Below are 12,064 nucleotides of genomic sequence, written 5' to 3' on the forward strand. Positions count from 1 at the left end.
CCGACCGAGGAGACGAATGAGCGACCTCGACAGTGACCTCGCCGATGTCGACCCGCGTATTCAGCACATGCTGGAGAGCCGCAGCCTGTTCTTGCGCAAGCCGGTGCCAGGCGACCTGTCCGCTTCCCCTGACATGATCCACGTGATCTGGGACCCGGTGAACGACGGACTCGGGCTGCCGGTCGGCAGCATGTTCAAAGGCGGGTTCCGTTCCGCCGCTCCGGGAGGCCAGGAGTGCTGGGACGCTCACGCGGCCACCGGGACCAGTACCACCTTCAAGGAACGGGTCGCCACTGTCCCGGGCATCAACCAAGCGCTGGAAGCGATCCTGCGGTCTCTCCACCCGCGGTACACGTAGTACTACAGGGCTGGAGCAGGCGCTCGAAGCAGTGGGACGTCGGCGAGGCCGCGTACGCGCCGAAGCGGGGGATGGGGCGGTAGCCGGAGCGGGTGTAGAAGCGCACGGCGGCGGGCTGGCGGTCGCCGGTCTCCAGCCGGAGGCGGGTGAGGCCGCGGGCCCGTGCCCAGTCCTCCAGCGCGCCCAGTATCCGCCCGGCTGCACCCGTGCCGCGCTGGGGCGGCGTGACGTACATGCGCTTGACCTCGCCGGTTCCGTCCCCGAGATTGCGCAGGCCGCCGCAGCCGACCGCCGTGCCGTCGTGGTCCCGGGCCACCACGAACACCGCGATGTCCGCCGCCGACGGCACGACGCCCGGCTCGCTGTCCGGCGTCCCGTACACCTCGGCGATCTCGGCGCGCTGGCGGGCCCGCAGGGCGACGGCGTCCGGGTGCGTCCACGGAACCTGTTCGATCTTCACACCGCGGATTCTGCGCGAGGGATGTTTCGGGCGGATGACAGCGGCCTCCCGCGCGAAGTGCCACGTCAGGGTCTGGTTGACGTTGCTCGGGGGCGGGCTTGACCTTGCCGTCGGGTCAACCCTCCATCCTTCTGGCCGGAGCTTCACCGCAGTTCGCTGGAACAGCTCCACGAAGGAGGCAGACAACCATGACGACCCAATCGAGCGCCGGTCCGGCGATTCGCGCGCGGGGTCTGGAGAAGTCGTACGGGGAGCTGGAGGTCCTGCGCGGCGTGGACTTCGACGTGGCGCGGGGCAGCATCTTCGCCCTGCTCGGCTCCAACGGGTCGGGCAAGACCACGACCGTGCGCATCCTCGCCACGCTCCTGAAGGCCGATGCGGGGGCGGCCCGCGTCAACGGCTTTGACGTCGCCACGCAACCGGCGGACGTGCGGAGGTCCTTCAGCCTCACCAGGCAGTTCACGGCCGTCGACGGCATCCTCAGCGGCCGGGAGAACCTCGTACTCGTCGCCAGGCTGCGCCACCTCAAGGACCCGGGCGTCCTCGCGGACGACCTGCTCGGCCGTTTCGGACTGGCCGACGCAGGCGCGCGGAAGGTGTCCACGTACTCGGGCGGAATGCGCCGCAGGCTGGACATCGCGATGAGCCTCCTCGGGAATCCGCCGGTGATCTTCCTGGACGAGCCGACGACCGGTCTCGACCCCGAGGGGCGCATCGAGGTGTGGCAGGCCGTCAAAAAGCTCGCCGGCCACGGCACGACGGTGCTCCTCACCACGCAGCACCTGGAGGAAGCCGAGCAGCTCGCCGACCGGATCGCGATCCTCCACAAGGGCCGGATCATCGCGAACGGCGCGCTCGCCGAGCTGAGGCGGCTCCTCCCGCCCGCCACGGTCGAGTACGTCGAGAAGCAGCCGACCCTGGAGGAGATCTTCCTCGCGGCCATCGGCGGCGGCGACAAGAGCCACGCCACCGGCACGGACAACTGAGGAAGAAGGAAAGAAGAATGACCGCGTACTTCTTCGGCGACACCGCTGTTCTCACGGGACGGACCCTGCGCCACGTCACTCGCAGCATGGACACCATCATCACGACCGCCATCACGCCGGTCGCGATGATGCTGATGTTCGTCTACGTGTTCGGCGGCGCGATCGACACCGGCTCGGTCGCGTACGTGAACTACATGCTGCCCGGCATCCTGCTCATCACGATCGCGTCGGGCATCTCCTACACCGCCTACCGGCTCTTCACCGACATGAAGAGCGGGATCTTCGAGCGGTTCCAGTCCATGCCGATCGCACGCTCGGGCGTGCTGTGGGCGCACGTCTTCACCTCGCTGGCCGCCAACCTGATCTCGCTCGTGATCGTCATGGGCGTCGCCCTGCTCATGGGCTTCCGCTCGGGGGCCGGAGTGGCGGAATGGCTCGCGGTAGCGGGCATCCTGTTCCTGTTCACCCTGGCGCTGACCTGGCTCGCCGTGATCCCCGGGCTTTCCGCGTCGACGGTCGAGGGCGCGGGCGCGTTCGCCTACCCTCTCGTCTTCCTGCCGTTCGTCAGCTCGGCGTTCGTGCCCACGGAGACCATGCCCGGCCCGGTGCGCGCGTTCGCCGAGCATCAGCCGGTGACGTCGATCGTCAACACGATCCGCGACCTGTTCGCCCAGCAGCCGGTCGGTGACGACATCTGGACCGCCCTCGCCTGGTGCGTCGGCATCCTCGTCGTGGCGTACGCCTTCGCCATGGCCGCCTATCGCCGCAAGATCGGCTGATGAGGCAGGCTGGGATTCATGCTCACCATCAGCCAGCTTGCGGGGTACGCCGGGGTGACGGTGCGGGCGGTACGGCACTACCACAAGATCGGGCTGCTGCCGGAGCCCGAGCGCGACCGGTCCGGGTACCGGAGCTACGGCGCCGCCGCGGTGGTGCGGCTGATCCGGATCCGTGTCCTGGCGGACTCCGGTGTGCCGCTGGCGCGGGTGCAGGAACTCCTGGACGCCGGTTCGGCGGAGTTCGCCGACGGTGTCCGGGAGATCGACAAGGAACTGCGCAGCCAGATCCGGCGGTTGCAGGACACCCGCAAACGGCTCGCCAGGCTCGCCGCCGGAGAGCACCTGGCGCTTCCGCAGAGCGTCGTGGACTACCTCGGCCGGCTGCGGGGTCTCGGCGTCGAGGAGCGGTACATCGAGATGGAGCGGGACGCCTGGATCATGATCGCCGCGCAGGTGCCGCACGCGATCGACTCCGTGATCGCCGAGAAGCACGAGGAGCTGGACGACCCCGAGATGGTGCAGCTCTACAGCCTTCTCAGCGGGGCACTCGACTGGTCGGCCGACGATCCGCGGATCGTCGAGGTCGCCGACATCATGGAGCGCTTGATGGTCCGCGCGGTGGAGGCCGGCGAGGTGGGTGCCGACGACGGCATCGACGATCAGTTCGTCGACCTGCTGGACTCCACCATGGTCGAGTCCTCACCGCACGCCGCGCGGCTGTTGGCGATCCTGGAGGAGCGGGGCTGGCGGGGCTGGACCCGCATCGAGCGGGTGCCTGCCGACCGGCTCCGCACCGAGCCGCCGCCCTCCTGAAGGCCGGCGAGGGGACGGGCAGGACGGCCCGGCCCGGCAGCCCCCGGCAGCCCCCGCACCTCCGACAGCCCCGTTCGTCCCCGGCCGTGCCCGCGTCCGTAACCCGAGCCGTTGCCTGCTGTTCACCTCTCGTCCGCGAGCTGCTTCCGCACTGCGCGTGTCCGGCGCTTACGGTGCAAGTCGGCCGCATCGACCGATGCCACCCCCTGGGCCGCACCGCCCCCAGACGTGCCGCCCCCGGCCGCCGAGTGCGGCCCCCGTTCAGTCCTGGATTGCCCGTGCCCAAGCTTTCTGTGATCGTCCCGTTCCACAACGTGCAGGAGTACGCCGCAGACACGTTGCGCAGCCTCGCCAACAACGCCGGGCCGGCCACGGAGTTCCTCCTGGTCGACGACCGCTCGACGGACGCCACCGCGGGCATCCTCGACAGGTGGCAGCACACCCTGCCCGGCGCGCGGCTCATCCGCAACGAGCGCAACCTCGGCATCGCCCGCAGCCGCAACGCCGGAATCGACGCCGCGCGCGGCGACTTCCTCACCTTCCTCGACGGCGACGACTGGTACGCCCCCGGCCACCTGGACCGGCTCACCGCGGTCATCGAGGACCTGGGCTGCGACTTCGTCCGCACCGACCACGTCGTGAGCACCGGCAGCCAGCGCGTCGTACGCCGTGCCCCCGCCCCGCGCGAGGGCACAGTGCTGCACCCGAGGGACGCGATCGCCCCGCCGGACGCCGAGACCATGGTCGACTACCCGTTCGTGTGGGCCGGGATCTACCGCCGCGGCCTCTTCGCGGACGGCGGCATGCGCTTCGAGACGGGACTGCGTACGGCCGAGGACCGGCTGTGGGTGTGGCATCTGCACCTGCGCGCCCGCTCGTTCGCAGCCGTCGCGCTGCTCGGGGTCTACTACCGGCGCGGGGTGGCCACCTCGCTCACCCAGATCAAGGACGAGCGGCAGCTCGACTTCATCCCCGCCTTCGACGCCGTCCTGGACGCCGTCGCCGCCGACGCGGAGGCGGACCGCTTCCTGCCCAAGGCCGTGCGCACCTACTGCGCGATCCTCGCCTTCCACCTCGCCCAGGCGGAACGCTACGAGGAGAGCGTCGCGGCCCGGCTGCGGGAGCAGGGCGCGGAGGCGCTGCACCGGATGCCGCAGCGAATACTCGAGAGGACTCTCGGCGAGATGGGCAAGAAGCGCGGTGAGGCGCTGCGCCGTCTGCACGGCACCCGGAAGGCGGCCTGAGCCATGGCGAACACACCGAAGCTGCCCCGCCCCCGCGCGCCGAGGCCGCCGCGCCCCGTCCAGGTCTTCGAGGTGTCCACGCTGTACGGCGCCGCCACCGTGGCCGCCGCCGTGGACGCGGGCCAGTTCGGGCCCCGGGACGCGGCCCGCCGCATCCTGCTGGTGTCCAACAACGCCTCCGTGCCGGAGACGGCGACCCCGCTCGCCCTGATGAACGGCTTCGACGGGCTCGCCGCCCGCTTCGACGAGATCCGCGACTGGAACGCCGTCATCCGCCCCCACCACCCCGGCAGTTGGATGCCCCGGAGCGAGGACGCGCCCCTGTGGGAACGCGTGCTGCGGCACGCCTGGCAGCTGGGCGAGGGGCCGGTCGAACTCGTCGTGGAGTCCGTGCACGCGGGCCCGGCCCGCGCCCTCACCACGATCTTCGGCGGCTCCACCCTGCACGTCTACGCCGACGGTCTGATGAGCTACGGCCCCACCCGGGACCGCCTGCCGCACGCCGTGGGCCGCCGCGTCGAACGGCTGCTGCACCTCGACCTCGTACCGGGGCTGCGCCCGATGCTGCTGGCCGAGCACGGCGTACGGCCCGAGACCGTACTCGACGACGCCTTCCGGGGCGTGCTCGCCGAACTGGCCGGGCACGCAGCCGACGACCCGGTGCTGGAGCGCGCCGCGCGCGGCGCCCCGACGGTGGTGCTGCTGGGCCAGTACCTGGCGGCGCTGGAGATCCTCACCCCGCTGGAGGAGGAGGAACTGCACCTGCGCATGCTGCGCGGCGCGGTCGCGGCGGGCCACGACTCGGTCCTCTTCAAGCCCCACCCGTCCGCGCCGGCGAGCTATTCGCGGGCGCTGGAGAAGGCGGCTGCGGGCGCCGGCGTGCGGCTGACCGTGCTGGACCGGCCGGTGCTGGCGGAGGCGGTCTTCGCCCGCTGCCGCCCCACCCTGGTGGTCGGCTGCTTCTCCACGGCGATGCTGACGGCGGCCACCTACTACGGGGTGCCCATCGCCCGGGTCGGTACGGAACTGCTGCTGCGGCGGCTGCGGCCGTACCAGAACAGCAACCGGGTGCCCGTGACGCTGGTCGACTTCCTGGTCGCCGACCTGGAGCGGGGCGGGACGCCGACCGCCGAGGTGGGCGTACCGGAGAGCCGGGTCGCGGAGGCCGGTCAGCTGCTGCGGGCCGTCGGCTACTGCATGCAGGCCGAGCAGCACCCGCACCTGCGGGAGGAGGCCGCCGCGTGGCTGACGCACCGTCTGGACGCCTCCACCGAGGGCTACTTCGAGCGCAGACGGCTCACGTCCCTGGACCTGCCCGGCCGGGACAACTCGGCCCGCGCCCAACTGCTGCGCCGCGTACCGGCGCTGAGCCGGGTCGCCCGCCGCGCGGCGGCCGTCCGCAACCCCGGGAAGTAGTGCCGCCGGGGTTGCGGTGCCAAGCGCCGTCGCTCGGCCCGCAGCCGCAGCCCTCAGCCGAGCCAGCGCCGCAGCCCCAGCCTTCCCCACAGCATGCTCGCCGCGAACGACGGCACCACCACCGCGACGGTGTACGCCGCCGCCATCGCCGCCGTGCCCAGCCAGCCGCGGTCCGGGGAGACGAAGTGCGGCGCCAGGGTCTTGAGCACCAGCACGTGGCACATGAACGCGCCCAGCCCCGCCCCCGTCAGCGTGGTCAGCGGGCCCCGCAGCCGCTCCGGAATCCGCACCCCGTTCAGGCAGAGCAGCACGCAGCAGGTCAACGCGGCCACCAGCACGCTGGCGTTGGGGATCACGAAGTGCACCTGGTCCTGCGACCACACCACGGCGCCCAGCGCCAGCACCGCGCCCAGCGCCCACCACCCCCGGCGCCGGGCGGCCGGCAGCGTCAGCAGCAGGGTGCCCAGCACCGCGTAGACCAGCGAGTACGTGCCGACCTGCCAGCCGAACTTCGGTACGTCCCAGCCGGTCAGCTCCGCGAGGTCGCCGAACGCGGTGGGTGCGCCCGCGACCACCAGCAGCGCCGCGGCCACCCCCCACGGCCGCTTCCCGGCCCGCAGCAGCACGATGAAGCCCAGCAGCAGGATCAGCGGGACGTGGGCGTAGAAGTACCAGAGGTGGTACGCGGGCCGCACGCTGCCGAACAGCGCCTGCAACGCCAGCTCGGAGGTGGGGTCCTCGTTGGTCTCCCGCCACCGCGCCCAGAGCAGGTAGACGGCCGACCAGATGCCCACCGGCACGATCATCCGCAGCGAACGGGTCCGCAGCGTCGCGCCGTTGCGCGGCGGCGCGCCGACCAGGACGGCCCACCCGGCGATGGCGAAGTAGGTGGGCACCGCCCAGCTCGTGACCGAGTCGAGGAACAGCCCGGTCCAGTAGGCCGCGCCGGCGCCGGAGTCGCGCCCCGCCGCCGCGACGAACTCCCCGCCGACGTGCCCCACGATGACCGCGCACGCGCAGATCGCCCGCATCAGGTCGATGTCGTAGCGGTGCTCCCGGCGGGCACGCGGAGCCGCCTGCCCGGCGGGCTCGCCGGGTGCCTCCGGGGGCAGCGGACCGGTGGTGGCGGCGGCCGTGGGATTGACGATCACTGGTTCGACAGACATCTTCCAGACCCTGTGTGCAGTGAGGAACGCGACGCCGATGCCAAACGTGGGGTGAGGTCGTGTGGGTCCTCGTGCGCTCTCCCGCCTCACAGGGCGAGCCGACGCGTGGCAGCCTGTCACCGCCGCGCTGCGCCCCGGTGTACGCCGGGGGAACACCAGCCGAACAGGGGCGCGGCAGCCCGCCCGGCCGCCGCCCGGCAGCCCGTCAGCCCGCCCGTCAGGCCGCGATCCGCCGGTCGACGGCGCGCCAGGCCAGCTCCATGGCCGCCGCCGCGACCCCCGCGACCGCGACCGCCGTCCACGGCATCGACGTGCCGACCAGCTCCAGTTCGAAGAACCGCTGGAGCCACGGCGTCACCAGCACCAGCACGAACCCCAGCCCCATCGTGAGCACCAGAGCGATCCGCCACCACGTGTACGGACGGGCGACGATCGCCAGAATCCACATCGTGCTCAGGAACAGCGTCAGCGTCGCCGCACTGGTCTCCGCGTCCCGCGCGGCGGCCCCGGAGTAGTGGGCGCGGGCCAGCAGGTACGTGCCGAAGGTGGCGGCCCCGGCGATCAGCCCGGCCGGGACGGCGTACCGCATCACCCGCCGTACGAAGTGCGGCTTCGCGCGCTCCCGGTTGGGCGCCAGGGCCAGGAAGAACGCCGGGATGCCGATGGTCAGCGAGCCGAGCAGGGTCAGATGGCGGGGCAGGAAGGGATAGGGGACCTGCGCGCAGATGACCAGCAGGGCCAGCAGCACGGAGTAGACGGTCTTGGTGAGGAAGAGCGTCGCGACCCGCTCGATGTTGCCGATGACCCGGCGGCCCTCCGCGACCACCGAGGGGAGCGTCGCGAAGCTGTTGTTGAGCAGCACGATCTGCGCCACGGCCTTGGTCGCCTCGGAGCCGGAGCCCATCGAGACGCCGATGTCGGCGTCCTTGAGCGCGAGGACGTCGTTGACGCCGTCCCCGGTCATCGCGACGTTGTGGCCGCGCGACTGGAGCGCCCCGACCATGTCCCGCTTCTGCTGCGGCGACACCCGCCCGAAGACCGCGCCCTCCTCCAGCACGCCCGCCATCGCGTCCCGCTCGTCCGGCAGCTGCCGCGCGTCCACCGGCGCCTCGGCCCCGGGCAGCCCCAGCTTGCCCGCCACCGCACCGACGGAGACCGCGTTGTCGCCCGAGATCACCTTCGCGGCCACGTCCTGCTCCGCGAAGTACCCGAGGGTGTCGGAGGCGTCCGGCCGCAGCCGCTGCTCCAGGACGACCAGCGCGTGCGGCTCCGCGCCGTCCGCGATGTCCGCCGCGTCGAGCGCCCGCGCCGTACGTGCCAGCAGCAGGACGCGCAGCCCCTGCGCGCTGAGCGCGTCGACGTCGGCGAGCACGGGGTCCGCCTCGGGCAGCAGCACCTCGGGCGCGCCCATCAGCCAGCCGCTGCGGGTGCCGTCCGGCTCGCGGAAGGCGGCGGCGCTGTACTTGCGGGCGGAGGAGAAGGGGAGGGTGTCCGTGCACTCCCAGCCCTCCGCGCCGCCGGACGGGGCCGCTCCGTCCGCGTCGCCCGGCTCCGCGCCGCCGGACGGGAAGCGCGCCCGGATCGCCTGGAGGCTCGCGTTCGGCCTCGGGTCCGCCGCCCCGAAGGCGGCCAGCACGCTCCCCAGGCGGGCCTCGTCCGCGCCGCCCAGCGCGCGTACCTCCGTGACGTCCATGCCGCCCTCGGTGAGGGTGCCGGTCTTGTCCAGGCAGACGACGTCCACCCGCGCCAGCCCCTCGATGGCGGGCAGCTCCTGCACCAGGCACTGCCTGCGGCCGAGCCGGATGACGCCGATGGCGAAGGCGACGGAGGTGAGCAGCACCAGCCCCTCCGGCACCATCGGCACGATCCCCGCGACCATCCGGCGTACGGCCTCGGCCGCGTCCTCGCTCTCCACCACGAGCTGGCTGAGGATGAGGCCGATCGCGGTCGGGATCATCATCCACGTCACGTACTTGAGGATCTGGCTGATGCCGCTGCGCAGTTCGGAGTGGACCAGCGTGAAGCGGGACGCCTCCTCGGCCAGCTGCACGGCGTACGCCTCCCGGCCCACCCGCGTCGCGGTGAACGCGCCGCCGCCCGCGACCACGAAGCTGCCGGACATCATCCGGTCACCCGGCCGCTTGACCACCGGGTCCGCCTCGCCCGTCAGCAGCGACTCGTCGATCTCCAGGCTGTCCGACTCCACCACCTCGCCGTCCACCACCACCTTGTCGCCCGGCCCCAGCTCGACCAGGTCGCCCAGGACGATCCCGGCCGTCGGGATCTCGGCGGCACGCCCGTCGCGGCGCACCACCGGCCGGGACTCGCCGATCACGGCGAGGCTGTCCAGCGTCCGCTTCGCGCGCAGCTCCTGGACGATGCCGATGCCCGTGTTGGCGATGATCACGAAGCCGAAGAGGCCGTCCTGGATCGGGCCGACGACGAGGATGATCAGGAACAGCACGCCGATGATGGCGTTGAAGCGGGTGAGGACGTTCGCGCGGACGATCTCGGTGACGGAGCGGCTGCTGCGCACCGGCACGTCGTTGACCTCGCCGCGGGCGACCCGCTCGGCGACCTCGTCGGTGCTGAGCCCGGACGCGCGGACGGGGCGCGCGGACGGCGGGCCGCCGTCCCCCGGACCCGGCTCGCCCTGCTCTCCCGGCTCGCCCGCCTCGGTGTCTACCCCGTATGTCATGGTTTCGACGTTACGGGGTGAGCGCGGCGCCGCACGTACGGCGCCGCCGCCGGGGCGGGTGCTACTCGGCGGTGCCGCCGGTGCGGTCGGCCGCCGCCTCGTCCGCCGCGCCCTCGTCCGCCGCCTCACCCGCCGCGCGGCGGATCGCCTTGTCGCGGGCGCGGACGTACCAGATGCCGATGAGCCCGAGCCCGCCGCCCGCCAGGCAGGTCCAGACCCACCAGGCGTGGCCGTGGTCGTCGAACCAGCCGTAGAAGGGGAGCTGCGCGAGGAAGAGCAGGAACCACAGGGCGGTGCCGGAGACGATCGTGGCGACGACGTTGCCCTCGAGCGGTTCCGGCGCCTCGCGGTCGCCGTCGGTCCACTTGCTCATCAGGCCCATCGGTCCGGCTCCTCGGTCAGTCCGTCGGGGGCGGCGGAGTGGTGTCGGTGGCCTCCAGCCTATCCAGCCGGTGGTGCGCTGCGGTCGGCGCTGCCGCCGGAGGGGCCAAGGCAGTACGGGACAGGGGTCTACGCGCGGAGATAGCGATCACGGGCCTTGTTTGTTCATACTGAATCTATCTTGCTTCGGCTGGATTCGTTCGTAGGATGCTCCAAATGCCCGCCTTCCCCAGGCGCCCACCCCACCGAGGTCACGCATGTCCGACGCGGCCAGCAGTCCGGTCGACTCCCCGCAGCTCTCGCCCGGGGACGCGCCGCCGCCCGCGCCGAGGAACCGTGCGGACGCCTTCTTCCGGATCAGCGAGCGAGGCTCTACTTTCAGCCGTGAGCTACGCGGCGGGCTGGCCACGTTCTTCGCGATGGCCTACATCATCGTGCTCAACCCGATCATCCTCGGCGCCGGTGAGGACAAGTTCGAGCACCAGCTGGACAACGCCCAGCTGGTGACCGCCACCGCCCTGATCGCCGGGCTCACCACGCTGCTGATGGGCATCATCGGCAACGTGCCGATCGCCCTCGCCGCCGGGCTGGGCATCAACGCCGTCGTCTCGCTCCAGCTGGCCCCGAAGATGAGCTGGGCCGACGCGATGGGCATGGTGTTCCTGGCGGGCATCGTGCTGATGATCCTGGTGGCCTCCGGGCTGCGGCAGCGGGTGATGGACGCGATCCCGAACGGGCTGCGCCGCTCCATCGCCATCGGCATCGGCCTGTTCATCTGCCTGATCGGGCTGGTCGACTCCGGCTTCGTCACCCGCAACCCCGACGACGCGCACACCAGCGTGCCGCTGGGCCTGGGCCAGGGCGGCCAGCTCCAGGGCTGGCCGGTGCTGGTGTTCGTGCTGGGGCTGGCCCTGATGTTCGTGCTGATCGTGCGGCGGGCGAAGGGCGCGATCCTGCTCGGCATCGTCGTGATGACCGTCGTGGCGATCGGGATCAACGAGCTGGCGGACATCCCGGACGAGGCGTGGGGCCTGGCCGTGCCCAACGTGCCGAGCGACGTGGTCAGCACCCCGGACTTCGGGCTCGTCGGCGAGATGAGCCTGTTCGGCGGCTTCCAGGAGGTCGGGCTGCTGACGGGCTGCCTCTTCGTCTTCACCGTGCTGCTGTCCGGCTTCTTCGACGCGATGGGCACCATCATCGGCGTCGGCGAGGAGTCCAAGCTGACCGACAAGAACGGCCAGCTGCCGGGCATGGGCCGCATCCTGATGGTGGACGGCGTGGGTGTCGCCGGTGGCGGCTTCGGCTCCTGCTCGGCCAACACCTGCTTCGTCGAGTCGACGGCGGGCGTGGGCGAGGGCGCGCGTACGGGGCTCGCCAACCTCATGACCGGCGCGCTGTTCCTGCTGGCGCTGGTCTTCACCCCGCTGGCGACCGTCGTGCCCTCGCAGGCCGCGACGCCCGCGCTGGTCGTCGTCGGCTTCCTGATCATGTCGGCGAACGTCCGGGAGATCGATTGGGCCGACAGCACGGTCGCGGTGCCCGCGTTCCTGACGATGATCTCGATGCCGTTCACGTACAGCATCACCAACGGCATCGGGATCGGGGTGCTCGCCTTCATCCTCCTGCGGGTGGCCACCGGCCGGGTCCGCGAGGTGCCGTGGCTGCTGAACGTCGTCGGGGCCTGCTTCCTGGTCTACTTCCTGCTGGACCCGATCGAGCAGCTGCTCGGCGTGAAGTGACGGGCGCGGCGTGACGGAGCCGGG

Annotated in this window: 11 protein-coding genes; 7 read left to right on the forward strand and 4 right to left on the reverse strand. The window is 71.9% G+C overall.

The window, feature by feature from the left end; genetic code table 11:
- The first annotated feature begins 16 nt into the window (after nucleotides 1-16).
- A complete protein-coding gene (locus H299_RS0125715; RefSeq protein ID WP_027750756.1) occupies nucleotides 17-358 on the forward strand; it encodes a hypothetical protein in 342 nt (113 codons plus the stop codon).
- Here H299_RS0125715 and H299_RS36270 read toward each other — a convergent pair.
- Entirely contained in the window at nucleotides 306-818 is a 513-nt protein-coding gene (locus tag H299_RS36270; protein ID WP_051262834.1) for a GNAT family N-acetyltransferase, read from the reverse strand. The two genes, H299_RS0125715 and H299_RS36270, sit on opposite strands and share 53 nt — an antisense overlap.
- 188 nt (nucleotides 819-1,006) lie before the next feature.
- Here H299_RS36270 and H299_RS0125725 point away from each other — a divergent pair, with 188 nt between their 5' ends.
- The 5 genes from H299_RS0125725 to H299_RS36275 all read left to right on the forward strand — a co-directional run bounded on the left by H299_RS0125725 (nucleotide 1,007) and on the right by H299_RS36275 (nucleotide 6,056).
- A complete protein-coding gene (locus H299_RS0125725) occupies nucleotides 1,007-1,804 on the forward strand; it encodes an ABC transporter ATP-binding protein (RefSeq protein WP_027750757.1) in 798 nt (265 codons plus the stop codon).
- A 17-nt stretch (nucleotides 1,805-1,821) separates the two neighbouring features.
- Complete coding sequence (locus H299_RS0125730) at nucleotides 1,822-2,583, forward strand: ABC transporter permease (protein WP_027750758.1); 762 nt, start codon at nucleotides 1,822-1,824, stop codon at nucleotides 2,581-2,583.
- An 18-nt stretch (nucleotides 2,584-2,601) separates the two neighbouring features.
- On the forward strand, nucleotides 2,602-3,396 hold the full coding sequence (locus H299_RS0125735; protein WP_027750759.1) for a MerR family transcriptional regulator: 795 nt from the start codon (nucleotides 2,602-2,604) through the stop codon (nucleotides 3,394-3,396).
- Nucleotides 3,397-3,674: 278 nt separating this feature from the next.
- The gene (locus H299_RS0125740; RefSeq protein ID WP_027750760.1) at nucleotides 3,675-4,640 is read left to right on the forward strand and encodes a glycosyltransferase family 2 protein; all 966 of its coding nucleotides are present in this window, start codon (nucleotides 3,675-3,677) and stop codon (nucleotides 4,638-4,640) included.
- 3 nt (nucleotides 4,641-4,643) lie between these two features.
- Nucleotides 4,644-6,056, forward strand: coding sequence for a polysialyltransferase family glycosyltransferase (locus tag H299_RS36275; protein WP_051262835.1), 1,413 nt, complete (start codon nucleotides 4,644-4,646; stop codon nucleotides 6,054-6,056).
- 53 nt (nucleotides 6,057-6,109) lie between these two features.
- Here the strand turns inward: H299_RS36275 and H299_RS0125750 are convergent, their stop codons facing one another.
- The 3 genes from H299_RS0125750 to H299_RS0125760 all read right to left on the reverse strand — a co-directional run bounded on the left by H299_RS0125750 (nucleotide 6,110) and on the right by H299_RS0125760 (nucleotide 10,293).
- Entirely contained in the window at nucleotides 6,110-7,222 is a 1,113-nt protein-coding gene (locus tag H299_RS0125750; protein WP_051262836.1) for an acyltransferase family protein, read from the reverse strand.
- Between the two features lie 217 nt (nucleotides 7,223-7,439).
- Nucleotides 7,440-9,920, reverse strand: a complete 2,481-nt coding sequence (locus H299_RS0125755; protein ID WP_027750762.1) for an HAD-IC family P-type ATPase — start codon at nucleotides 9,918-9,920, stop codon at nucleotides 7,440-7,442.
- 61 nt (nucleotides 9,921-9,981) lie between these two features.
- Nucleotides 9,982-10,293 (reverse strand): DUF2530 domain-containing protein, encoded by a 312-nt coding sequence (locus tag H299_RS0125760; protein ID WP_027750763.1) that lies wholly within the window; start codon nucleotides 10,291-10,293, stop codon nucleotides 9,982-9,984.
- Between the two features lie 265 nt (nucleotides 10,294-10,558).
- Here H299_RS0125760 and H299_RS0125765 point away from each other — a divergent pair, with 265 nt between their 5' ends.
- Nucleotides 10,559-12,040, forward strand: a complete 1,482-nt coding sequence (locus tag H299_RS0125765) for an NCS2 family permease (RefSeq protein ID WP_027750764.1) — start codon at nucleotides 10,559-10,561, stop codon at nucleotides 12,038-12,040.
- The last annotated feature ends 24 nt before the right edge of the window (nucleotides 12,041-12,064 follow it).

It is taken from the genome of Streptomyces sp. CNH287, from assembly GCF_000424825.1.